This is a genomic window from Streptomyces sp. Edi4 (assembly GCF_040253615.1).
Lineage (GTDB): Bacteria > Actinomycetota > Actinomycetes > Streptomycetales > Streptomycetaceae > Streptomyces.
The window spans coordinates 4,320,753-4,344,415 of the sequence record NZ_JBEJGY010000004.1; the positions used below are offsets into that span (position 1 = coordinate 4,320,753).

The 23,663-nt window shown below is 67.2% G+C and carries 18 protein-coding genes and 1 pseudogene; 7 read left to right on the top strand and 12 right to left on the bottom strand.

Features of this window, described 5'->3' with window-relative positions; genetic code table 11:
* Nucleotides 1–277 precede the first annotated feature (277 nt).
* Entirely contained in the window at nucleotides 278–841 is a 564-nt protein-coding gene (locus ABR738_RS21595) for a hypothetical protein (protein WP_350231632.1), read from the bottom strand.
* 316 nt (nucleotides 842–1,157) lie between these two features.
* Between ABR738_RS21595 and ABR738_RS21600 the strand changes: the two genes are divergently transcribed.
* The gene (locus ABR738_RS21600; protein WP_502964120.1) at nucleotides 1,158–3,797 is read left to right on the top strand and encodes a valine--tRNA ligase; all 2,640 of its coding nucleotides are present in this window, start codon (nucleotides 1,158–1,160) and stop codon (nucleotides 3,795–3,797) included.
* 74 nt (nucleotides 3,798–3,871) lie between these two features.
* Here ABR738_RS21600 and ABR738_RS21605 read toward each other — a convergent pair whose 3' ends face one another.
* The 4 genes from ABR738_RS21605 to ABR738_RS21620 all read right to left on the bottom strand — a co-directional run bounded on the left by ABR738_RS21605 (nucleotide 3,872) and on the right by ABR738_RS21620 (nucleotide 7,280).
* Nucleotides 3,872–4,795, bottom strand: a complete 924-nt coding sequence (locus tag ABR738_RS21605; protein ID WP_350231634.1) for a glycosyltransferase family 2 protein — start codon at nucleotides 4,793–4,795, stop codon at nucleotides 3,872–3,874.
* Between the two features lie 20 nt (nucleotides 4,796–4,815).
* Nucleotides 4,816–5,490, bottom strand: coding sequence for a class I SAM-dependent methyltransferase (locus tag ABR738_RS21610; RefSeq protein WP_350231635.1), 675 nt, complete (start codon nucleotides 5,488–5,490; stop codon nucleotides 4,816–4,818).
* Nucleotides 5,491–5,535: 45 nt separating this feature from the next.
* Nucleotides 5,536–6,873, bottom strand: coding sequence for a hypothetical protein (locus tag ABR738_RS21615; protein ID WP_350231636.1), 1,338 nt, complete (start codon nucleotides 6,871–6,873; stop codon nucleotides 5,536–5,538).
* A gap of 188 nt (nucleotides 6,874–7,061) precedes the next feature.
* Nucleotides 7,062–7,280: a hypothetical protein gene (locus ABR738_RS21620; protein WP_350231637.1), complete on the bottom strand. Its 219-nt coding sequence runs from the start codon at nucleotides 7,278–7,280 to the stop codon at nucleotides 7,062–7,064.
* A gap of 217 nt (nucleotides 7,281–7,497) precedes the next feature.
* On the opposite strand from ABR738_RS21620, the gene ABR738_RS21625 reads away from it, so the two are divergent.
* From ABR738_RS21625 to ABR738_RS21635, 3 genes are read left to right on the top strand one after another with little or no spacing between them, the layout of a single operon-like run.
* Complete coding sequence (locus ABR738_RS21625; RefSeq protein ID WP_350231638.1) at nucleotides 7,498–8,772, top strand: NsdA family TPR-like regulatory protein; 1,275 nt, start codon at nucleotides 7,498–7,500, stop codon at nucleotides 8,770–8,772.
* Nucleotides 8,769–9,710 carry a phosphotransferase gene (locus ABR738_RS21630; protein WP_350231639.1) on the top strand — a complete coding sequence of 314 codons (942 nt, stop codon included), beginning with the start codon at nucleotides 8,769–8,771 and terminating at the stop codon, nucleotides 9,708–9,710. The genes ABR738_RS21625 and ABR738_RS21630 overlap by 4 nt, the downstream gene beginning before the upstream one ends.
* A 42-nt stretch (nucleotides 9,711–9,752) precedes the next feature.
* Nucleotides 9,753–9,896, top strand: coding sequence for a hypothetical protein (locus ABR738_RS21635; RefSeq protein ID WP_350231640.1), 144 nt, complete (start codon nucleotides 9,753–9,755; stop codon nucleotides 9,894–9,896).
* Between the two features lie 113 nt (nucleotides 9,897–10,009).
* Here the strand turns inward: ABR738_RS21635 and ABR738_RS21640 are convergent, their stop codons facing one another.
* The 5 genes from ABR738_RS21640 to ABR738_RS21660 all read right to left on the bottom strand — a co-directional run bounded on the left by ABR738_RS21640 (nucleotide 10,010) and on the right by ABR738_RS21660 (nucleotide 16,159).
* Complete coding sequence (locus tag ABR738_RS21640) at nucleotides 10,010–10,282, bottom strand: hypothetical protein (protein ID WP_350231641.1); 273 nt, start codon at nucleotides 10,280–10,282, stop codon at nucleotides 10,010–10,012.
* Nucleotides 10,283–10,398: 116 nt separating this feature from the next.
* Nucleotides 10,399–12,114: a relaxase/mobilization nuclease domain-containing protein gene (locus ABR738_RS21645; RefSeq protein WP_350231642.1), complete on the bottom strand. Its 1,716-nt coding sequence runs from the start codon at nucleotides 12,112–12,114 to the stop codon at nucleotides 10,399–10,401.
* Entirely contained in the window at nucleotides 12,111–12,740 is a 630-nt protein-coding gene (locus ABR738_RS21650; RefSeq protein ID WP_350231643.1) for a hypothetical protein, read from the bottom strand. Before ABR738_RS21650 ends, ABR738_RS21645 begins: the two co-directional genes overlap by 4 nt.
* 270 nt (nucleotides 12,741–13,010) lie before the next feature.
* Nucleotides 13,011–14,300 carry a hypothetical protein gene (locus ABR738_RS21655; RefSeq protein ID WP_350231644.1) on the bottom strand — a complete coding sequence of 430 codons (1,290 nt, stop codon included), beginning with the start codon at nucleotides 14,298–14,300 and terminating at the stop codon, nucleotides 13,011–13,013.
* Between the two features lie 338 nt (nucleotides 14,301–14,638).
* Nucleotides 14,639–16,159 carry a DnaB-like helicase N-terminal domain-containing protein gene (locus tag ABR738_RS21660; protein WP_350231645.1) on the bottom strand — a complete coding sequence of 507 codons (1,521 nt, stop codon included), beginning with the start codon at nucleotides 16,157–16,159 and terminating at the stop codon, nucleotides 14,639–14,641.
* Nucleotides 16,160–16,437: 278 nt separating this feature from the next.
* Here ABR738_RS21660 and ABR738_RS21665 point away from each other — a divergent pair, with 278 nt between their 5' ends.
* The 3 genes and pseudogenes from ABR738_RS21665 to ABR738_RS21675 form a co-directional block, all read left to right on the top strand.
* Nucleotides 16,438–16,977: a helix-turn-helix transcriptional regulator gene (locus ABR738_RS21665; protein ID WP_350231646.1), complete on the top strand. Its 540-nt coding sequence runs from the start codon at nucleotides 16,438–16,440 to the stop codon at nucleotides 16,975–16,977.
* Between the two features lie 169 nt (nucleotides 16,978–17,146).
* Nucleotides 17,147–17,443, top strand: a complete 297-nt coding sequence (locus ABR738_RS21670; RefSeq protein ID WP_350231647.1) for a helix-turn-helix domain-containing protein — start codon at nucleotides 17,147–17,149, stop codon at nucleotides 17,441–17,443.
* A pseudogene (locus tag ABR738_RS21675) lies at nucleotides 17,440–18,699 on the top strand (tyrosine-type recombinase/integrase); the annotation flags it as partial. The gene ABR738_RS21670 and the pseudogene ABR738_RS21675, both read left to right, overlap by 4 nt.
* 610 nt (nucleotides 18,700–19,309) lie before the next feature.
* On the opposite strand, the gene ABR738_RS21680 reads toward ABR738_RS21675, so the two are convergent.
* Both ABR738_RS21680 and ABR738_RS21685 read right to left on the bottom strand, forming a co-directional pair.
* The gene (locus ABR738_RS21680) at nucleotides 19,310–22,396 is read right to left on the bottom strand and encodes a type I restriction endonuclease subunit R (RefSeq protein WP_350231649.1); all 3,087 of its coding nucleotides are present in this window, start codon (nucleotides 22,394–22,396) and stop codon (nucleotides 19,310–19,312) included.
* Nucleotides 22,396–23,607 carry a restriction endonuclease subunit S gene (locus ABR738_RS21685; protein ID WP_350231650.1) on the bottom strand — a complete coding sequence of 404 codons (1,212 nt, stop codon included), beginning with the start codon at nucleotides 23,605–23,607 and terminating at the stop codon, nucleotides 22,396–22,398. Before ABR738_RS21685 ends, ABR738_RS21680 begins: the two co-directional genes overlap by 1 nt.
* Nucleotides 23,608–23,663: the final 56 nt, after the last annotated feature.

The following is a 23,663-nucleotide window of genomic DNA, read 5'->3' on the forward strand; positions in this document are numbered from 1 at the left end:
TTCGCACGTCGCCGTGGTGCGGTGCCGTCCGCCAGGCGGGAATGTCCTGGAACGCCTGGCTTTCGGTACCCGTCGTACTGGTCCGGCCCAGAGCCCACCACCAGATCGGCGATGCGCCCTGTCGCGCAGGGGGCTACCCGGGCCAGCTCAGCTGGCAGAGCACCGACGTGCGCCGAGAAGTTCGAGGTCTCAGGAGGAACGGCCGTTGCCGACTGTCGTGATCCGCGCCGTTACAGACAGTGGATTCGGCGTACGCGCGTTTGATTAGCCCTAGCCTTCAGGAGCGCCAGCGTTCGGGCGCGACGGCGTGGTGAGTCAGGAACCTCTCCATCGCGGGCGAAAGCGGCGGTTGGATCCGGAACTGCTTGCCGTACAGCTCCTCAAGGTCTGCCCACGCCTTATCGGCGAGGCCCTTTCCTCGTTCGAAGGGGTGAATCCAGAACCAGTCCAGCCAGCGTTCCCCGTCCTGGATGCTCAGCCCGGCAGCGCCGGCTGCGATTGGGAAGGTGGCTGTCACCCGCTGTGCGTCGAAGAGGACGACCTCGACTGTGGGGTCGTTGTTGTACAGGCGGCTGCGCTGTGCGGCGAAGGGCACGGAGTCGAAGCCCAGCTCTTGCTTGAAGTACTTCCCGAAGGTCTCCACGACCTTGCGTAGGCGCATGTCCCGCGTCGCGGGAATCAGTGTGCGTCCGCGTGGCTTGTCAGCTTGCAGCAGGGGGAACATCTCGATGGCATAGCGAACACGGCGTCCGTGGGGGCCGGGCCAGAAGGACTTGTACTCCTCCCGACGTTCGGCGAGAAGAGCCTCGCGATCGTCTGGGGACAGGTCGTCTATCGACACGACACCATCCTGCTACGTCGGCAAGCGGTCGCGGGAGATGTTCAGCCAATCGGTCAGCGTTCTTCGTTTCCTCCGACCTTCCCGGCGCTGTTGGTCCCATCCCGCCGGTGACTTCGACAGGGGGGCGAGGCTGGCGTATGCCCGCAGCTTCCAGGACCGCGCGTTTTCGCTGAAGTGGAGGGGTAGTCTAGGAGCTGGCCGCACGGAGGGTTCTTGGTCACACTTGAATTACATCCGTGCGGCCACTTCTGTGTCCTGGCCGTGGCCCGGCTTGCGCGCAAAAGTCAGGCGAGGTGACGGGTGTCAGGGCCATAGAATGGCCGTCGTGACCGACAACACTCAGCGCCCCGACAGCGGGCCGAACAGCGCCCCAGAACTGCCGACTCAGTACGCGCCGGCCGAGGTAGAGGGGCCGCTGTACGAGCGCTGGGTAGAGCGCGGTTACTTCGAGGCCGACGCGAAGAGCGACAAGCCCCCGTACACCATCGTCATCCCGCCGCCGAACGTCACCGGCTCCCTCCACCTGGGCCACGCCTTCGAGCACACGCTGATCGACGCCCTCGTCCGCCGCAAGCGGATGCAGGGCTTCGAGGCACTGTGGCAGCCCGGCATGGACCACGCGGGCATCGCGACGCAGAACGTCGTTGAGCGGGAGCTCGCCAAGGAAGGCAAGTCCCGGCACGACCTCGGCCGTGAGGCGTTCGTCGAGCGGGTCTGGCAGTGGAAGGCCGAGTCCGGCGGTCAGATCGCCGGGCAGATGCGGCGCCTGGGCAACGGCGTTGCGTGGAGCCGTGACCGCTTCACCATGGACGAGGGGCTCTCGCGCGCCGTCCAGACCGTCTTCAAGAAGATGTTCGACGACGACCTGATCTACCGCGCCGAGCGCATCATCAACTGGTGCCCGCGCTGTCTGACGGCCATCTCGGACATCGAGGTCGACTACCAGGACGACGACGGCGAGCTCGTCTCCATGACGTACGGCGAGGGCGAGGACACCATCGTCGTCGCCACCACCCGCGCCGAGACGATGCTGGGCGACACCGCGGTCGCCGTTCACCCCGATGACGAGCGGTACGCGCACCTCATCGGCAAGCAGATCAAGCTGCCGCTGACCGACCGTACGATCCCCGTCGTCGCGGACACACATGTGGACCCGGAGTTCGGCACCGGCGCCGTCAAGGTGACGCCGGCGCACGACCCGAATGACTTCGCCATCGGCCAGCGCCACGACCTCGAATCCATCGAGGTCCTCGACGAGCGCGGCGTCATCACCGTCCACGGCCCCTTCGAGGGCCTGGACCGCTTCGAGGCCCGATCCGCGATCGTCGCCGCCCTGCGGGCCGATGGCCGGATCGTCGCCGAGAAGCGCCCCTACGTCCACTCCGTCGGGCACTGCTCGCGTTGCAAGACGACGCTGGAGCCCCGCCTGTCGATGCAGTGGTGGGTCAAGGTCGAGACGCTCGCCAAGGCCGCCGGCGACGCCGTCCGCGACGGCCGGGTCAATATCCACCCGGCCGACATGTCGCAGCGCTACTTCGACTGGGTCGACAACCTCAACGACTGGTGCATCTCCCGCCAGTTGTGGTGGGGCCACCGCATCCCCGTCTGGCACGGCCCGGACGGCGAGCTGATCTGCGTCGGCCCCGACGAGGAGCCGCCGACCGGCGAAGGCTGGACCCAGGACACCGACGTCCTCGACACCTGGTTCTCGTCCGGTCTGTGGCCGTTCTCCACGCTGGGCTGGCCTGAGCAGACCCCCGACCTGGAGAAGTTCTACCCGAACTCCGTCCTGGTCACCGGCTACGACCTGATGTTCTTCTGGGTCGCCCGGATGATGATGTTCGGTCTGTACGCGATGGACGGCCAGCAGCCGTTCCACACGATCGCATTCCACGGCATGGTCCGCGACGAGTTCGGCAAGAAGATGTCGAAGTCGTTCGGGAACACGGTCAACCCGCTGGACTGGATGGACAAGTACGGCTCCGACGCCCTGCGCTTCACCCTGGCCCGCGGCGCCAACCCGGGCGTCGACGTCCCGATCGGTGAGGACTGGGTCCAGGCGTCCCGCAACTTCGCCAACAAGATCTGGAACGCCACGCGCTTCGCGATGATGAACGGCGCCACGGTCGAGGGCGACCTTCCGCCCACAGAACAGATGTCGGCGACCGACCGCTGGATCCTGTCGCGGCTCAACAAGACCGTGGCCGAGGCCGACGCGCTGTATGACGACTACCAGTTCGCCAAGCTCGCCGACGCCCTCTACCACTTCGCGTGGGATGAGGTCTTCGACTGGTACGTCGAGTTGTCGAAGACGACGTTCTTCGCGGGCGGCGAGCAGGCCAAGGTCTCGGCACGTGTCCTGGGCGAGGTCCTCGACGTCACCCTGCGCCTCCTGCACCCGGTCGTCCCCTTCGTCACCGACACCCTGTGGACGACGTTCACCGGGCGTGAGTCCGTCGTGATCGCGGACTGGCCGAAGGACTCGGGCTTCCGCGACGATGCGGCCGAGGAGGAGATCGAGCTGGTCCAGCGGGTCGTCACCGAGGTCCGCCGGTTCCGCTCCGACCAGGGCCTCCAGCCGGGCCAGAAGGTTCCGGCCCGTCTGAACCTGGACGGCACGGCGCTCGCCCCGCACGAGGCCGCCATCCGTCAGCTGCTCCGTCTTCAGCCGGAAGGCGAGAGCTTCAGTGCCACGGCATCGCTGCCGGTCGCCGGCGCGGAGGTCGCGCTCGACCTGTCGGGCACGATCGACGTCGCCGCGGAGCGCAAGCGCCTCGCCAAGGACCTGGCGGCCGCCGAGAAGGAGAAGGCCCAGGCGGAGGGCAAGCTCGGCAACGAGGCGTTCCTGGCGAAGGCCCCGGACAACGTGGTCGACAAGATCCGCACTCGTCTCGCGAAGGCGGAAGAGGAGATCGTCCGGCTGCAAAACCAGATCAACAGCCTGCCCGCCGCGTAGCCTCCAGTCAGACAGTGAAGCGAGCCCCGGACGTGTTTGTCCGGGGCTCGCGCATTTGCTGGGGCGGTCTCCCGTTACGGGATGCCCAGGCCCTCGAAGGGGCTAGCCAGAGAGAAGTCCCGCTGGCGGGCGACGGCAAGGGCCTGGTCGAGGTCGTACTCGGCCATGCGGATCAGGTCGACGAGCCGGGACGGCTTCGAGGCGAGAACGTCGCGCGTGATGTCCTCAGCGGAGTCGTCGCGGTTGAGGCGGTCCCGGAATAGGTCGAGGTTCTTCTCTACCACCAGCAGGGTCATATCGAACTCGGAGACCTCGGCGTTGGAGACCCTTCGCGTGCTCGTGTGGACCCGGTACTCATGGAGGGGACCGGCGATGCACACGATGTTGTTGGCCTCGCCTCGGCGAAAGCGCCCAGCGAGGAGGTTCACGGCGAACGCCCAGTCCCCCCACTTCCGCACGCGCGGGTCGTAGAGGCCACCGCGAATCGCATCGTCGCGGCGGTAGACGATCGAGGTGGGCACGTGGTGCTTGCGCAGGATCAGCTCCTCGCGGCACGGGTAGGAGGAGATGGTGAGCCCGTCAAAGTCGCCGATCATCCGCGACATGGTGTGGACGAAGGCCACGTGCGGGTGCGTCTTCAGGAACCTGACGGCGCGGTCCGGGTAGCTCCCGGACTTCAGCAGCTCCGGGGCCGTGGCCAACCGGTCGTCGGCGTCGAGTTGCATCACGTACTTGAAGCTCGCGGCATCGATGCCGGCGTTCCTGGCAGCATGGTGGCCGCTGTGCTCCTTGCGGAGGACGCGGACCTCGGCGCGCTCAGCGCACAGCGAGATGGCACGCAGCGTCTGCTGGTCATCGGAGCCGTCGTCCACGATCACGACTTCGTATGGGAAGGCGTGGGGTTGCTGGATGAGGGATTCCACGGCTTCGACGAGGTAGTCCCCGGAGTTGAAGCAGGGGATAACGAAGCTGATTCCCTCGGGCATGCTCGACTGCATGGCTTTCTCCCTGTCCCTGATCAGGCTGTCCGGTTGGCTGCGATGACGGTGGCTCGGATCGCTTCGAAGCAGTTGAGCCCGGTTCTGCTGTCTTGCTCCGCGTGCTTGGACCAGAACAGCGTGAGGTCCCAGTCCTTGTAGATCCGCTCGATGTCGCGTCGGAAGGACTCTGGGGTGTAACCAGCCTCCCCTTCGATACGGAGCAGTTGGCCGTCTGCGGATCTGCGGGTGATCGCCGTGAAGACTTCGAGGTAGTGGTAGTTCCCCCCGCCTGCATGAGCGACCGCGCTCGTGAGGAGGGCCTCGACGCTGGGTCTTGCGAGGTAATGCAGGACGTCCTTGGCGACGATGACCCCGAACTTCTGGTCGATGGTGAAGTCCTCGGCGAGGCACTGTCGGGGTTCGATCCGGTGGGCCCAATCGCCTGCGCCGTTGAGGCGGCGAAGAAGCGGGTCGCAGGGGATCTGATCGACAGCAACCACTCGGAACCCTGCGCGCGCCAAGGCAATGGCGTAGGTCCCGGCCCCGTATCCGAGATCCAGGGCGACACGTGGGGTCGCCTCGGCGATGGACTCCAGGAGGGTGTTGAAACGCTCCGAAGTGGCGGCCTGGAGGTTCTCCGCGGTGTTGCGTCCCCGCTGGATCGCGTCCGTATAGAAGGCGCGAACGGATGCTCGCGAAACTGGCCCGGTCATGGGTAACTCCTCTGTCGCTCGGGTGGTTTGGAGCGGTCGGCACGCCTAGAAAGGCACCGTGGCCAAGCGCCCAGGAGTGAGCACCGATGAGGCGAGCGCCTCGGTGACCTGCATGGGCCGAAGATGGCTCGCGAGGGAGCTGCGGTGCTCGGAGCCGCGCAGCCAGTGCTCCATGAGTTGGCGGTTGCTGTCGCTGTGGAACAGCCCGTCGAACGACTCCTCCGACACGTACTGCTCGTCGTGCAAAAGCGCGGCGTTGGCGCGCGTGGTTATGCGGGCGAATGCGTCGATCCCGTCCGCGCTGACGCCACGGGGGATGTCGTAGCAGTGCACGTGCGTGGAGAACAGCGTTGACAGTTGGGCCTCCAAGTCGACGCTCGATGTGCGGCCATTGACGTTGTAGAGGCCCTGCGGGAGTTCGTCCCAGTCCCGGATGGATGGGGTGGTCTGCTCGAAGGACAAGGTTCCGAGCGAGACGGTCCTCCCGGTCGCGGTGTCCACGAGGCGGAACGTGGATGTTACGTCGGTTTCGCCGAAGCGGAAGCTCGCATCCGAGTCCGCCGACCATCGCGCGCCCTCATCCTGGAATCTGCCTGCGATCGGCTGAGAGATGCGCTGGTGCTGGTCGATGGGAAAGGCACCGAAGGCGCTGATCTCCAGCTTGAGCTGGCGCTCAGGAAAGACCTCCGCGTTGAGTGACAGGATCTGGGTCGCAAGGTCCACGTAGTGGTACGCGCCGTGCATCATCATCCCGTAGCCGTGCTTGTACGGGTGATCGTTGCGGCTCTCGAACTCCCGCTGGAGGTTCCACACACCGCCGGCGGCTCGGAGATGGAAGGAAGTCAGGGGCGCCTCCCACCTTTCCATCCGCGCCCTGAGCGGCGCGATGACCTGTTGGTTGTAGATCTGGTGGTACCGGCTCAATGTCATCACCGAATGCTTCGCGGAGGAGCCGGCGGAAATGCCGATGAGTTCCTCCATGGCCTTCGTGATGTACGACGGCTTGAACCGGCCGTCGACGAGCGGGGCTAATACAGGCTTCTCGACCAGCGAGTCGATGTGGTTCTCCACGCAGAATCGAAGGTATGCCTCATGGGCTCGTACCTCCGTCGCGATGTATACCTTCGTGGGTACGTCGGGTACTCGCAGGCGCTGTACGGCGGCGGCGATGACTTCTTGCGGCGTCTCCTGGACTCGGTCACCAGAATTCGGCAGGTAGACGACTCCACTGGGCTTTACGCTCGCCGCCTGTATGCGCATTTCGATCTCCGTGCGCTGCGATTCCAGGTCGATGATGGAGTAGGAGTCGATGTGGCCGGAGTTGATGGCATCGCGAATGCACGGCAGGTACTTGTTGGCGACGATCTCGTCGAAACCGACCACGATGAGGTGATGGGTGGATATCACGGGGCTGCCCTTCCGATAGATGTGTAATTCGTGAACGTGAGGCTGATTTTGGGCGCACGCCATCACAGGCACTTATGGCAATGAAGGCGGAGCGTGGACTCTCTTCATGTCGTCAGCTCATGAACTTCGGCTAGGAATTGCCGAGTCGTCTGGCGACTGCGAACTCAGCTGTCGCCGTGGGAAGGCGTCTGGCTCGTGGAGACACGCGGCAGACCATCGCTGAGGATGGCCTCGACCGGCCACCACGCCTCGGCGGCGACGCGGGCGTACGTGATCTCGCCATTCTGTGGCACAGCTCGGCTGACCATCAGGAAGGTTGCGGGGGTGGAGGTGCGGTGGAGCGTCTCGCCGGCGGGCGTCCAACCCGCTATCGCGGACACCATCGCACTGCTTCTTCCTGCCTTTGCTCTCTGCATCACAGGGACCGTCTCTCTGCACTCTGAGTTGCCTCGGCATGACGAACGCAGTTGCGCCGCAACCGATTTGGGGCTGGAAACCGGTTGGTGATGTTCAGTCAACGACAGGTCACGACTCGTGGGGAGAGTCCAGGATGGAGTCCTGCGTAGTCCCGCGTAGTCCAGCAATGACGGAGGTTGCGAGGTGCCCAAGAACCCGGCGCTCGCTGAGCTGATCCGCCGGGCCGTCGAGATACGAGGCTGGGGGCCGAGCGATCTCGCCCGAGCCGTCGGCGTCGCTGCATCCGGCGACCCCGACCGTGTGCAGCGAGCGAACGCCCGTAGGTGGATGACGGGCGAGCGTGAACCCAAGTATTGGTGGCCCTACATCGCCCAGGTTCTGAGCCTGGACCCGGCCGTCACCCCTCCGCCGTCGGACAGCCAAGTGGCGCAGTGCGGGACCGCTGCCACATCGGCACTCGGCTTGGAGACGACCTCTCCGCTCAGCGTCTTCGCCAGCCTTTCTGCGCCGGAGCTCCCCGCGCAGGTGCGTCCGGGCGACATCCAAGAAGTCCAGCAAGCGGCGTTGACCCTGACGACATGGCACAACCTTCACGGCGGCGGTGGTCTCGTCCGGCAGACGGGAACTGCCCAACTGGCGTGGGCTGCCAAGCTGCTTGATGTGCCGTGCTCCGAGGTCTTACGCCAACCGCTGTTCGCCTCGGTGGCACACCTCGGGATGGTCGCTGGCGTCGCCTGCTTCGACGCGTTCGCCCATGACGACGCCCGCCGTGCATTCACCTTCGCGGCGGCCTGCGCCGAGGAAGCCGACGAGTGGCATCTGCGCGGGAAGATCTACAGCTGGCGGGCCCGGCACGCCGTGTGGATGGGGGACCCCGACACGGCACTGACCCACGCCGAGGTCGGCGTCATCCGCTCGGACCGGCTCACCCACACGGAACGGGCCATGCTCTACATCGCCCGAGCCCGCGCCCATGCCAAGGCTGGCGACGTGCGGGCTACCCTTACCGCCGTGGACGAGGCCGACGACGCGTACAGCCACACCCACCCGGCCGACGACCCTCCATGGATGTCGTACTACGACTACGCCCAACACCAAGGCGACACCGGGCACGCCCTGTTCGACCTCGCCATGACCACCCGCAACCGGCACCACGTCCAAGCCGCCTCTGAACGGTTGGCCGCGGCGTGCTCCCACCACGCCGACACCTACATCCGCTCGCGCGTGTTCTCCCGTACGAAACTGGCCACCTTGGCCATGGCGGCTGGTGATGCCGCCGAAGCCGTCCGGATCGGAACCACCGCCTTGGAGGAGGCCACCCGCGTCCGCTCTGGCCGAGCCGAAGCTGGGCTGGTAGAACTCGCCCGTACCGCCGCTCAAGAGCGAGGCATGGTGGCCGAAGCCCGCGAACTGAGCGAACGCATCACCCGCACCATCAGCAAGGGGACGACTACGTGACGGTCAGCACCAGTGATGCCGCAGCACAAGCGACCTGGCCGCTCGTCGCAAACGCCTGTCGCAAGGCCGGCCTCGACCCCTCGGGCGCCGAACCGGTCCGAATTGCCGACAACGCCATCTGGTCCATACCCGGCAATATCATTGTCCGCGTCACGCGCCCCGGCCGTCGAGCCGCCGCACACCGTGAGCTCCTCACCGCCCAATGGCTTGCCGAGTGTGGCGTCCCCGCGGTTCGCCCCGCTCTCCCCTCTGCGGTGGACTTGCCCGAGGATCGCGCGGCTACATTCTGGGAGCGGCTGCCCGACCACACTGTCGGCCGCCACGAAGACGTGGCCCGTCTCCTGCGCCTACTCCACAGGCTGCCCGCCCCTGAGCATCTCCTGACCCTGTCCGACCCGGCGGCCAAGGCCCGCACGCGCCTCGAAGCCGTTCAGCGCGCTGGCGTCATCAGCGACGGAGACATGGCTTGGCTCGTCGGCTACGCCGATGAACTCGCCGCTGTCTGGAGCTCCTTGCCCCAGGGGCTCGCCCCCGCTCCGCTCCACGGCGACGCTTGGGCCGGCAACGTCGTTCGCACTCACGACGGGTACGCCTACCTTCTCGACCTCGACTCTGCCGCCGTCGGCGCACCCGAATGGGACCTGACATCCACGGCCGTGAAGGTCACCACGACCGCCACCATCAGCGCGGCCGAGTACGAGCGATATGTGAACGCGTACGGCGGATACGACGTCACCGAGTACGAAGGGTTCGAGGTAATGCGCGGAATCCGCGAACTCCGCATGACTACCTATGCCATCCAGACGGCCATCGACCATCCCCACACCGCAGACGAGGCACGCCACCGGGTCGCTTGCCTGCGCGGACTCAACGGTCCTCGCCCGTGGACTTGGACCGCTGTCCCACACCCGCCGGGAAGTCCTGGACCCATCGTCTGACGACTGCTTTCGGCCGCGCTGAGCCAGCGCTCCTGAGCGAGAGTGACCTTTCCGGTGGAGGGCTGCACCCACAGGCTGGCGCGGCCCAAGCGCCACAACGAGCTCACCGTGATCGGCTGCCCCGCGTTGGAGAAGCTCGGCAGTGATGGGGCCTCCGGCATCGGCCGCACTGACCGCGCGAGCTGACTCCAAGGTGCGTATGCCGCAGGCCCGGCCGGTAACTTCCGGTCGGGCCTGCGGGCTGTGGGGGGTCCGGGCCAAGGGGAGCGGCGGAGTTCTGAGGTCGCCGTGAGCGTGTATCAGTCCTGTCTGTGCAGGGCGCGGTATTCGAAGGTGTCTTGTGCCGTCACGATCGGGAGCAGGCGTTCGAACTCGGCGTAGTGCTCGGCGGTCATGATCTCGATGGCGTCGCTGACGACGGAGCCTTTGGGGAGCTGGGCGGAGTACTTCATGAGCAGGTCGGCGAAGTCCTCCTTCATCTTGTCGAGTTCACGTGCCCATTCGTCCTGAAGCCGTATCTGGTCGTTCGCGGCGGTGAACTCCGCCGGGGTTGGCGGTGGAGAGCAGGGCATGTTCGGTAGCGGTGAACGGGCTTCCGTCGCAGCGGTAGAGGCGCGATCGGTCGTCGGGGCGGACAGGGATCTCGGGCATACGGGCTCCTCAAAGCAAAGGGGGGATGGGGGTGGGGTTAAAGCCGTCGGCGCGGTCGCGTCGCTTCCTGCCGGGGAACGGCTCCCGTGACGGGAGAGGCGCCGGGAGCTGGGCTCGGATTGGGCCGCGGCCGTCGGGGCGGCGGGGTGATGAAGCCGAGGTGGTGGAGACGCCACACCAGGACGTCGCTGGCCGAGTCGGCGCTGGTGAGGTCGCGTTGGGCGGCGGCCTTGGAGAGCAGGGCGGTGGTGTCGTACCCGGCCTGCTCGGCTTGGTCGAGGACCATCACCAGAGAGTCCCAGCCGGGCTCGGTTTGGAGGCGGTCGGCGAGGTGCGGGAGGGCTGCGCGGACCGTGTTCGTGTGGCGCTGCCGGGTGGGTGCATGCAGGCGTTCACCGTGGGTGCGCAGGGCGGCAAGTGGTTCGGCTGCGGCGGCCTGGTAGGCGGCGCGAAGGTGGCCGGCGGCCTGCTGGGCGGCTTCGGTCTGTTGGGCGTGGCCGCGGGCAGCGTGCCAGCGGGCGGCGGCGATGACGGCCAGGATCACGACGTCGAGGATGAGAGCGGTGGCGGTGCCGTCCGGGCCGCGGCCGAGAGCGGTACCGGAGTGCACGATCTGGCGAGCCGCGCGGCGCAGGGCGTACATCTCCTGATCTTTGGCCCGAATGTGGGAGCGGGTGGCGCGCTCGAAGTACCAGGCCGCTTCGCGCAGTTCGGTGCGGCTGGGCCCGATAGTGGTCTGGGCAATCGCGTCGAGGACCTCCCCGACACCGACCAGATGGGCGGCTGCCGTGCGCTCGTCGCCGAATGCGAACGCGGCGCGAGCGGTGTCGGTGGCATCGGCGGCGGCATACCGGGCGCGGGCCGGCGCCGAGACGCCGCTGCTGTAAAAGGCTGCTGCCTCCCTTTCCAAGTCCGCGGCAGCCGTGAACCGTTTACGGATGCGGGGCAGGGACAGGTCCGGCGCGAGGGTTGATCCCGCGTACCAGATGGGCTCCTGGGCCTTGTTGCGGTCGCCGACGATGGCGACCTTGTAGCCGAGCACGTCGCCGGAGGGCGCGAGGCGCTTGTCGATGCGGACGCCTTCGGCGGCGAGGCGGTCGAAGAACTCTGTTTCATCGGAGGCGCCGGCCAGGGCGCGGCGGACGTGCTCGCGCAGCAGTTCCTGCGAGGCGGCTTCCTGGCCGAGGCGTTCGGCCTTGTGGCGGGCGGCGCTGGTGGGGCGCTTGGCGGCGGTGCCGTCGCCCGGAGCGACTTGGCGCAGGCGGTAGTCGGCTTCGATGCGGCGGGCCTCGGCCTGGGCGCGGCGGGCTTCGTTGTGCAGCCGAGGTCGGCGTCCGTCGTCGCGGACCAGGGTGGCGATGATGTGGATGTGGTCATCCGCGTGGCGCACGGCGGCCCACCGGCAGGCGGCTTCGTCGCCGTCGGGGGCGATGCCGGTGGCGGCGACGGTGCGGCGAGCGATGGTGGCCCAGTTTTCGTCGGACAGGATCGGGTCCTCCGGGCTGGCTCGTACGGAGATGTGCCACACGTGCTTGGCCGGGCGTCGGCCCTTGGGCAGCGCGTTGACGGGCTGGTCGAGCAGGTGCTGCAGCTGCTGGTAGGTGGCGCTCGGGTCGCGGCCGGGGTCGGGGGTGAGCGGGTCGAAGGCGGCGACCAGGTGCGGGTTGGTGTGCTCCTCTTTGGTGCCGGGGCCGTAGAGGTAGCGGATCAGGCCGACGGTGTCGCTGCCGCGCTTGTGGATGCTGGGGATCATGCTGCGGCTCGGTCCTCTTCGGCGTTGTCGCGGTGGGCGAGCAGCGCGTCGGCCGCGTCTTCCATGCGGGCCGCCGCGCTGGCGACCTGCTGGGCGGCGGCATCGAGGTGGGGCACGTCGGCGCCGGAGTTGAGGGCCTTGACGATCTGATTGAACAGGCCGTGGATGCGACCCAGGTGGCGTCGGGCGGTGAAGAGTTCGTCGATGATCTGCCGCTCGGCGGCGATCTCGGCGGCGGTGCGGTTCAGGTCGCGGGCGGCCTTGTCGACGGCGTAGGCGAGGAAGCCGGCGATGCTCATCTTGCACGTCTCGGCGGCGGCGGTGAGGCGTGCGAGTTCGGCGTCGTTCATGCGGCAGCTGGGCTGGTGCAGGCGCTTGCGGTGCGGGGGCTGGCGGAGACGCTGACGCTTGCGCGCGGGCTTCTCAACAGGCCACTCCCCTCCCTGCTGCGGTCCGCCCTCGGCCGCAGCCTGTTCGCCCGGCGCCCCCTGGTGCCGGGCGTTCCCCGCCCCCTGTGGGGCGGGGACTCCGGGAGCATTGCTCCCGGTACAACTTGCTGACGCCGTGGCCGGAGTGGTGGTCATCTGCTGCTGTGGGGTGGGGAGTTCGTGGTGCTGGACGCGCATGGGATGTGTCTCCGTGGGGCTGTGCGTGGTGTGGTCGTACGTGCGGTGGTGGTGCCAGGGAAGGAGGCGCTGTTCATCGCGCGGGCGATGTCACGGGGAAGCGTCTCGGCGTAGGCGGCCTGGCGGTTGGCGAAACCAGGCTGAAGACCCGCAGCGCGGCGAGGGGGCTGGCGGAGAAGTTCCGTTGGCGGTGGCCGGCGGCGGGGGCAGTTCCGCCAACGACCGGGTGTTCCGCCATGGCCGCCAGCGCCGGGAGTTCCGCCGTGGCGTTTACGCGGCGGTGGCGGTATTGTCGGCGGCGAGTTCCGCCATGACGGCATCGGCGACCTTTTTGGCGCGGTCCTTTTGGATCGTGTACTCCTTGGCCCTGACCGCGTCCTCCAGCTGGGTGCGGGGGACCGTGCCGAGTTCAGCGCCGATGGCGCGGGCGGTTGCCCACAGCACCGCGTCGGGGACGGTGGTCTTGCGCCCTCCCTTCTCGGGCTTCTCCTTGACCGGTGGCGCCGCGCCGGGGGCGGCCTCGGTCTCAGGCGCAGGGGAGTCGGCCGTGGCTGAGGGCGTGGCGCCGGCGTCCGGTACCGACGGGTGTGGTCGTGCAAGGTCCTCGTCGCGCGGTGCTGTTGGTGGGTGGGCGGCCTGGTCAGCGTCTTCGGTACTCGCACCTTCCGGGTTCAGGCGGTCCGTCCCCCTGCCCTGCCTGGGCGCGTCGGCGTCCCGGGGGTCGTGCTCTGCGTTGCGGGGGGCGGATGAGGCAGGGATCTGCCACCGCGGCGGCAGAGTGAGGGAGGCGAGGCCGAGGGCCTGCTGGCGAGTGGCGAGCTTGCGCAGCAGCAGCTCGTCCTGGCGCGGGTTGCCGTCGACGTCGGCCCGCTCCAGGGCTTGGTGAAGGCGATCTGCCAGGCGCCGTGCTCGGCGCTTGCCGCGCTTCTTGTCGGGCATCGTTTCGGCGCGCAGGATCAGGGCGACGGCCTCGCTCAGTGCGCGCTCGCGGATGAGGCGGGCGGCATCGGCGTCCTGGTCGGCGATGCCGAGGCGGGCCAGCAGGCGTTCACGTGCCTGACGAAGCAGGACGGCTGCCAGGCTGCGCGAGGCGGCGTCGGGGGTGCGGTGGCGCAGTTCGATGCCCATGGCCAGGTGCCACAGCATGGCTGCCATGACGGGCCCGATCAGGGCGCGCACGGTGCCGCCGACGGGGCCGAACACGGCGTAGGCGGGGATGAGCTGGCCTGCGGTGACCACCCACACCAGGACGCCGGGCAGCCCGGGTGCCTGGCGCGGCCCGTTGAGGTTCTGGCGTGCCATCAGCGCGGTGGCGAACAGGGCCAGCTCGGCGATGGCGAACATGAAGGCGCGCTCGACGGTGCTGGCCATGGCCAGGTAGTCGGCGGCGAACCGCCAGCCGGTGTCCGCGCTGTAGGCGGTGCAGCCGACGGCGGCCACGGCAGCCACCCGCACGGCGACGGTCGAGCGCCACCGGCTGCGGACCGGCGGCTGCCGGCGCTGCCGCCAGACCAGCCAGGCGGCGGACACGGCGAGCAGGACGACCAGTACCGCTGTCATTTCGGAAGAGGTGACCCAGCCCGGCAGGAGTGGGCCGCTGCTCTGGACGGCGTGAGCTTGGAGGGCGGGGGAGCGCAAGGGGGGTCTCCAGGGCAGGGAAGTGGGGCTTACGAGGTGGGAGCGAGGGGCGTTCACGGAGGGGGCGTTCACGCGGGCCCCCTTCTAAAGAGGGGCCCGCGCGTGTACGCCTGGTCGCGTGTACGGCGTGGACGCTCGCGTGAACGCCTGACCTGCGGTTTCTCGGTGACCGTGGACGCTGTGAGCGGTCCGCGGCGACGTGCAGGCGTGAGGGCCGCGTGTACGGTTCCGTGATCGCTTCGTGCGGTCCGGCGGGGAGGTCAGCCGACGGCGGTGAGGTGGCGTGCTGAGGCGTAGTAACGCGTCTGCTGGCCGCCACCGGCTCCTCCGGCGACGCCCTCGACCTTGGTCGCCAGTCCGGTGGCCACGAGGTTCTCCAGGCGGCGCCGTGCCTTTTCCAGGTCGGCGCGTTCGGGGTCGCTCCCGCCGATCAGGACAGTCGCCAGCTCGCGGGCGCTCATCCCGTTCGGGGAGGTGCGCAGCAGGACGGCGGGGTCCTTCGTCGGGTCAAGTGTGGTGGTGCCGCGCTTGTGGTCGTGGGTGACGTCCAGCGGGCCGACCTCCCCGGTGGGCGTCTTGAGGTGGTGCAGGGTGACGGCGGGATCGCCGGCTTTCCCGGTGACGAAGAGGACGCTGCCCGCGCCGGCGGTGATCCAGGTGGAGCCGTAAACCTGGTCCAGGCCCGGACGCTGGCCGCGCGGGGCGTCGGCGGTGGCCTTGCGCTGGTGGTGCAGCTCCATGATCTCCACGCCGTTGCGCAGGGCGCGCATGCGGGCGTTGTGGAAGGCGACGGCGAGGCTGTCGTCGACCATGGTGCTGACGGCGTCCTTGAGGCTGTCGATCACGATGGTGTCGGCCTGGTGCGCGGCGGCGAGGTCGGCGAGGAGGTCGGGCTCCTTGTCGAGGGTGGCGGGCAGTGGTCCCTCCCAGACCACGAGTTGCTCGCGCAGGATCTTCTCGTCGCTGGGGAAGACGCGGCGGTCCATGGCCCTGGCGATCTGCTTGGGGCGGTCCATGGCCAGGTAGAGCACCCTCCTGGCGGGCGCGACAGGCATTTCCAGGACGGTCTCCTGGAGGCCGAGGCGGGCGAAGATCACCTGGTGGGCCAGTGTGGTCTTGCCGACGCCGGGCGCGCCGACGATCATCAGGCTTTCGCCGGAGGCCCAGACTGTCTTCTCGCGGGTTCCCCACAGCGGCTCGGCATCCGCTCCGGTCTCCTTGACGAAGGACCACCCGTCCCTGGCGAAGCGGTTCAGGCGCCCCTGGCCCGAGGCGAGGGCGCGCTCGCGCTCGGCGCGTACTTCCGTTTCGACCTCGCTGCGTATCGCTTCGGGGTCGGCACCCGGTTCCTGCGCGCGTTGGAGGGTGCGTACGGCGGAGGCGCGCAGGCGGCGGAGGTCGGCTTTTTTGCGGACGATCTCCGCGTGGTACGCGGCATTGCCGGTGCCGTAGAGCACGTCGGAGACCTGGAAGACGTAGGAGCGGCCACCGACTCGCTGCAGATCGCCCTGTTCCTCAAGGAGCTCGGTGAGGACGATCGGGTCGGTGGGCTTGTCTTCGCGGCGCTGGGTGAGCAGCGCGCGCCAGATGGTCTCGTGTGCGGGCCGGTAGAAGGTGTCGTCGCCCAGGACTGGGCGGACCACGTCGATGATGGCGCCGTTGTGCATGCAGGCGCCGAGCACCGCGCGCTCGGCGTCCACGTTGTGCGGGGGCTCCGTCGGGGCGAGATTCGCGTCGAGGCGAGATGGCGTCTGGGAAGGCAGGGTCGTACCCTGGGGCATGGAGCTCCTCATCCGGCAGGCCATTACGGGGCGGCAACCCCGGCCTCCGGTTTCGATCGTTCAGGGATGGATGGTTGTGCGGTGGAGCCTCTACTTCGGCCCCGGTGTTCGTAGCACCGGGGCCGCTTGCGTGTGCGGATCCGTTCGACGCTGTACGGCGGACTATGACCATAGCCGAGATTTTCGGAAGCGCAACGCCTTGCATTTCACTCCGCAACGATGTTTAGTTGTGGACGTTGGCCCCAGTGGACCCGCCTGTCGCGTGAAGGGAGGTGCGAGTGAGCGGTGAGGAAGGTGCGGAGCGCGCCGGTCCCGGTCGTCCGGTGCCGGAGGACCATGTCGCCGCACGCATCAAGCTGGAGCGCGAGGTCCGCAGTTGGAGCACGGTGAAGCTCGCCGAGGAGATGGCCGCTGTCGGCCATCCGATCAACCAGTCGGCGATCTGGCGCATCGAAAGCGGCAAACCCCGTCGCAGGGTCAACCTCGACGAGGCGCTCGGCTTCTGCAAGGTCTTCGACATCACCATGCAGGACCTGACGGGGCCGCCAGGAGAACTGGCCACGCCCCGCATTCGCGAGCTTGTCCGTGAGTACGTCCAGATGACGCGGGAGTACCACCAACTGCGAGCAGCGATCGACCGGAACCAGATGCACCTGCACGAGATCGACATGGAACTCAACGCATACGGGGATAAGGGCCCCGAGCAAAGGGGGCAGGTCGACGAACTCCTCCGGCTCGAAGAACGGGCCCTGCAGAGGAGTCTGCACCCATCCCGGGCGCACCTGCGAAACCAGGAACAGCCACCCACGGGTGAATAGTCGGCTCCTGCCCCCTCACGGCGCTACGAACGCCGAGAACCTCCACGCACGGCGATATCTGTCGCCGACGATCATCCGTCGACCCATCCATCCCTGAACGACGCCACCGGCCAGGCCGGCGGGAGTTGCCGCTCCCGCCTCGTCGCGATGCCGGCGGGAGGAGTACCCCATGCCGCAGCCTGCGCTGCCCATCTCCCAGATAGCCCAACTCCTGGGCGTCCCTGAAGACGCCCTTCGTACCTTGATGGTCGAGCGACGATCCGCCGGCGACGCGACTCTGGTCGCCCTCACCGTTGCCGAGGCAGCTCGCCGGATCGGCATCGGCCGCACCAAGCTGTACGAGTACGTCTCCTCCGGCGAGATCGCCTCAGTCAAGATCGGCAGCTTGCGCCGCATCCCAACGGAGGCGGTGGACGATTTCCTGGCCCGCCGGCTGTCGGCGACCGACTTCGGGGCCGCCGCGTGACGCGAGCCTCCGCACCGAAGTCCCGCCAGCCCAACGGCGCCTCGTCCATCTACCGCGGCACGGACGGCCGTTGGCACGGCCGCGTCACCGTCGGCGTCAAAGACGACGGCTCCCCAGACCGGCGCCACGTCAGCCGCAAGACCCGCGCTGAGGTAACCAAGGTCGTCCGAGAGCTGGAGAAGCAGCGCGACTCCACCGGTGTCCGCAAGGCCGGCCAAACCTGGACAGTCGAGACCTGGCTGAGTCACTGGGTGGAGAACATCGCCGCGCCGAACGTCGGCGAGAACACCATCGACGGCTACCGTGTGGCGGTCTACCACCACCTCATCCCCGGCTTGGGCGCGCACCGCCTGGAGAAGCTTGAACCTGAGCACCTGGAGCGTCTTTACCGGAAGATGCAGGCGAACGGCAGCTCCGCCGGCACCGCCCACCAGGTACACCGGACGGTCAAGACTGCGCTCAACGAGGCCGTGCGCCGCCGCCACCTCACCATCAACCCGGCCTCCGTCGCCAAGGCGCCCAGGGTAGAAGAGGAGGAGGTCGAGCCGTACACGCTCGAAGAGGTCCAGCGCCTCCTCGCCGAGGCCACCAAGGTGCGCAATACCGCCCGCTGGGTCATCGCCCTCGCACTCGGCCTGCGACAAGGCGAGGTCCTCGGCCTGAAGTGGGAGGACGTCGACTTCGAGGTGGGCGTCATCCTCGTGCGCCGAGGCCGCCTGCGGCCCCGATACGAACACGGCTGCGGCGACAAGTGCGGCCGCAAGCCCGGCTACTGCCCACAGAAGATCAACATTCGTCGCGAGACGAAGGACACCAAAACCCGCGCCGGCAAGCGTCCGATCGGCATGCCCGAGGAGCTGCTGCAGCTTCTGAAGCGGCACAAGGAAGAGCAGGAGCGTGAGCGCGCCCTTGCCCGGGACCTGTGGGTCGAGAAGGGGTACGTGTTCACTTCGCCGACCGGCGAACCCCTCAATCTGAACACCGACTTCCACCGGTGGAAGGATCTGCTCAAGTCGGCGAAGGTCCGTGATGGCCGCCTCCACGACGCCCGTCACACGGCCGCGACCGTCTTGCTCATCCTCGGCGTCCCGGAAGCGGTGGTCGATCGCATCATGGGCTGGGAACCCGGAAAATCCGCCCGGATGCGCCGCCGCTATCAGCACCTCACGGGCCAGGTGCTCCAGCAGACGGCGGCGAAGGTGGGCGGATTGCTGTGGGGAACGGCGCCCCCCGCGCCTCTATCGACTCACGGGGGATCCTTGCCAGGCGACAGCCACAGCCCCGTCCCGGCGGAGCCGACAGTTCACGTGGCCCGACTCGGCGAGCGCCTTATCCCATTCCTGCATCGCGAACACGCGGGCGCGGTGGTCGCGCAGTGGGGTGCCGACCATCCCGACCAGTCAGCAGAGGTGGAGGAATGGGGCCGGGAGGAGTGGGAGCACAACGGGCCCGGCGGCGTGCGGGCCATCCGCGGACGCGTGCCTGACCGCAGGGGTGTCCACCATGCCCAGGCCGTGTTTCTGCCCGGCGGCGCACGTCTCAATGTGGGTCGCACCGAACAGTGGTCCGTGGCGGCCTGGGAGTTCGAGATAGACCTGTACACGGACCTGCCAGTCCGATGGCACACCACACGGCGCCCCGGACAAGAGGTCGAGGCCCAAGTCCGCGGCACGGACCGGGACGCTGTGGCCGTAGCGTTCGGCGAGGCTTGTGCACAGGCTGTGGACCGGGCGCGGAATCCGGAAACGTACGGAGATTCTGAGGCTGCTGACCTGCCATAGGGTGCCGTTCAGCAGCCAGTTCAAGGCCCGAGCAGCGCGACGAGGCCCGGCAACCGTGACAGGTTGCCGGGCTTCAGGGCTTTCGTCAGTCGACGAGGTAGTGGGCCTCGATGTAGGCGACGGTGGAGCCATACGGCTCCCCTACCGGCTTCAACATGTAACGGCGGAAGACCGCGGCGGTAGCACGGCGGACGCCGCGGTTGCGGGCCTCGGCGTTGTCCCATGACTGGGCGAGCGTGCGCTTGACCACGTGGTCAATTTCCTCGGCCAGGTTCCGCTCAGTGACGGTGAGGCCGGGCGGTGCATGGTCGTGGATGATCCGCGACAGGACGCCTACATGGTCATCATCCAGCACCACGGCTTCGTCGGGGTGCTTCTCCGCGTTCACGATGGCCTGGGCGACTCGGAGTGCTTCGGCCAGGAACTCCAGGGCGTCTTGGGCGTTCTGGATGATCCGGTCCCGCAGCTGCCTGATCCGCTCCGCTAGGGCGGTGTACTTTGCGGACCCTGGCTCGACGCCCTTTTCGAGGGCGGCCTTGATGTGGTCCAGGATCTCCGCCGCGGACGGTGGCCTCTTGTCTTCATCGTCGCCCTTGCCGGGCTTGGGGCGGACGAGGGCCAGCAGTTCCTTGAGGATGGAGATGCCCTGGGCGTCCAGGACGAGGGGTTCCTCCTGGGAAGCGGCCACAGAGAACGAGTGGACGTGGGCATTGATTATCTCCAGGACCATCGGTCCCAGCTCGCCCAGCCGGTCCTTCCTCTCCTCGTCGGAGGACTTCTTGAACAGGGTCGTATACGCGGACCCGAAGAGTCCGAAGCCGTCCTGGTACTTCGCGACCCGCTTGTCGGTGTTGATGAGCGGGTACAGGCGGGCCAAGAGCCGGTAGTCCTTGGAAAACACCTCGGCCGCGTCAGGATTGGCATCCAGGAAGACGTTGATGGCCCTCACGGACGCGTAACCGTGGACTGAGGGGTCCAAGCCGTCCACGTCTGCGAGGAGGTCTTCGATGCGGGCGAAGGTGGTGCGGAACTCGGCGATCAGTTCGGTCAGGTCAGTGACGAACCCGCCCCCCTTGCCGGCGGCCCCGTCCGCGGTGGGGTCGGCAACGGCACGCTGGACCTCTTCGGCCAGGCCGATGTAGTCCACGACCACCCCGGAGGTCTTCACGAACCCGGTCGGGGAAACCCAGGTGCGGTTCGGCCGCGTGATCGTCTGGAACAGGTTGTGGGCCTTCAGCGGCTTGTCCAGGTAGAGGACGCCCTCGTTGGGGGCGTCGAACCCCGTCATCAGCTTCGCGGTCACCACCAGGAAGCACAGCGGATCGTCCGGGGCGAGGAAGCGCCGCTTCTGGTCCTCCTCGTCGGCCTCCGAGAGCTGGTACGGCCGCATGGCGGCGACCTCGTCCTTGGAGTCCTTGACGTGGACGTTGACCTCGGCGGTGATCCGGTCGTGCTTGCCGACCTCGGTGAGCACCTGCGACGCCTCGAAACCGGCCAGCAGTTCATTGATCTTGTCCGTGTAAGCCACGGCCAGCTCACGGTTGTAGGCGACGACCTGGGCCTTGAGGCCGTTGCGGTAGGCGCCGGCCAGGTAGTGGTCCACTATGTCCTGGCAGACCGTCTGGATGCGCTCGGGGTTGGCGAACACCGAGGTGAGGCGCCCGAACTTGCGGGACAAGGTTTCACGGTCTGGGTCGTCGAGGTCGAATTCGTCGGCGAACTGGTCGAACTCATCCTGCAACGCCTGGTCGTTCATCTCGAAGAGGACCGGATGCGGGTCCAGCACGACCGGGACGGTTGCCTCATCCTGCAGAGAGCGGGACACCGAGTACCGGTGCAGCACCCTGTCCGGGTCGGCCTCCTCACCGAAGAGTGCGAAGGTGTTGGTGGAGAGGTTTCTGATAGGGGTGCCGGTCATACCGAAGAACTTCGCGTTCGGCAATGCTGCGCGCATCTGCCCGGCCAGGGACTCCTCCTCGGAGGACTGGGTGCGGTGTGCCTCGTCGACCAGCACGATGATGTTGCCCCGCGTCGACAGGTCCTTGCCGGCGTCGGCGAACTTATGGACCGTCGTGGAGATGACACCACGCACGTCATCGGCCAGCAGGGAGCGCAACTCCTTGCTAGTGGCGGGCTGGTGGAAGTAGGCGTCCCCCATCGCGGAGGTGAACACCCCGGAAGTCTGCCGGACGAGCTGAGTCCGGTCCGAGAGCAGGATGATCGTGGGCGACTCGGTACGGGTATCGGCCAGCAGCAGCGAGGCGGCGAACACCATCAGCAGCGTCTTCCCGCTGCCTTGGTGGTGCCAGATCAGACCTTTCTGGCCGTCGGCCAGGACTCGCTCGTGGATCAGATGGGCGGCTTCCATCTGCGGGTAGCGGGGCAGGTACTTCTTGTCCGCCCCTCCTCCAGAGGTGGAGAAGAGGGCGAAGTTGCCGAGCATGTCCAGGACCGTGGCCGGGTTGAGCAGCAGCTCGACCGAGCGCTGCACGTCGGCCTGCCCGGACAGGTTCTCGTCGTCGTCCGTGGACCGGAACGGCTGCCACTGGTTCAGGGGCGCCCTGGCGGCCCCGAACCGCAGCTTGAGCCCGTCAGAGGCGACGGAGAAGACATTGGGGGTGAAGAACCACGGGTACTCGGTGGCGTACACGTTGTTGATCTCGCGTGCGGCGTTGGCCCACCCGGACTTCGCCGTCGGTGACTTCACCTCAACCACCACAAGGGGCAGGCCGTTGACCCAGTAGACAAGGTCGAACCGGCGAGGGGTTTTGCCAGGGATGGTTATGGTCACCTCGTCCGACACGACCAGCGTGTTGGCAGTCGGGTCAGTCGGGTGCTCGAAATCGATGACCTTCAGGGCGTGCCACACGCCGTCGGCGCCCCGGAACTCCTTGTGCCCGCGCAGCAGTTCAAGCACCTGCTGGTTGGCCCGCACCAGCCCGCCTTCGACAGCGTTGACCGTAGCGATGATCTCCTCCACCACGGCATCCACGTCGAACCCGTCGATCACCTCAGGGTTGAGCCGGACGATGGCGCCCCGCAGCTCGCCGGCGAGCACCGTTTGTGTCGTCTCTCGCGGCAGCGACCTGCCTGGTGCGAAGCCCCAGCCCATCGGAAGGGACCACTGGATCATTAAGTTCTGGAACTCGCGCTCCGCGACGCCCTTAGCCATCAGAGGTCCTCCAACCCAGCGGACTCGACATTGATCGTCCGATCCAACAACCCCGACAACAGACTCGCTCGTACTTGACGGAGGATGGCGGCCTCCGCGCGCAGTGTGACAATAAGTCTATTGACCGCTTCAGCGCGTTCAACGAGTCCCGCCTGCTCTTCCGATGAAGGCACCGGGATTTCGCGGGCGATGTACTCCTTCACCGAAAGATTCGTGATTCCCGTTGTACGGCGGGAGTAGTTACGGGTCAGCCCTGACGCCCAGTCGTGTCGCAGTCGCCAGAACACGTACCTGGGAAGCGCCTTCTCCGGATCCACTCGCATCAATCGCTGGAAGTCGGTTGGTACGCACGGCTCCAGGTCGGGTCCTGCGATAACGACCCGGCCGACAGGCTGCTCAGGCGAACCGCCGGACCGTTCCAGGATGATGTCCTGTTCCTGCACTGTCCGGGTGTCCGCCTGTTTGGTCGTGAACGATCGGACTGGTGAGGCGTCGGTTACGAAGTCAGAGGTGCCGGGTGTATAGATGCGAGGGCCTAGGGCGAGCCGATCAATCTCGCCTTCGCCCTGCGGCTTGCCCCAGACGCCCCCGACTACATGGGAGCACAGGTCGACAATGCGATGCGGTTCCCCCTCGACAGCCGCGAAGTGCTGCGCGAGCATCATGTTGAGGAGCTTCCGTGCAGTGCTGGCCTCGGAATCAAGCGCGGTGAGCTGGTCATCCACTGCGCCGACGATCTCGACGATCCGATCCTGCACAGGCAGTGGAGGCAGGGTGATCGGGAGAGTGCTGAACACCTTGAAAGGGAGACTACGCCTGCGATTTACGCTGCCCTGTGCATTGTTGGCGTACTCGGCCAGCATTCGAGGACTACGGACCATCAGTTCTGCGTACTTTGGCCTTGCAACACCTTCGCCCCGCCATCGGAGGGTGGTGTACATGGGGCTGATGGCTCCAACCTCGCCAAGGTTATTCCGAGCGATGGACCCCTCGTCGATGTGAATGGTGGAGTACGCCCACCCTCCCGGTCCGACGGTCTTGTAGCCGTCGAGCTTCTCCGACGCGATCCGCTTGTCGAAGTATTCGTCGGCACGGACGAAACCATCGTATTTGGATAGACTCATCACGGTCGGCTCGTCTGTGTGTGGCCCCAGCTTGGAGTTGTCCACCGAGAAGAGCCGTCCGAGTGTGACTTGCTGCCAGTCACTCATCGGAGCCTTCATTGCAGTCGGTTCGGCTCTCTGTGCCCCCAACAGGGGGTTGTCCA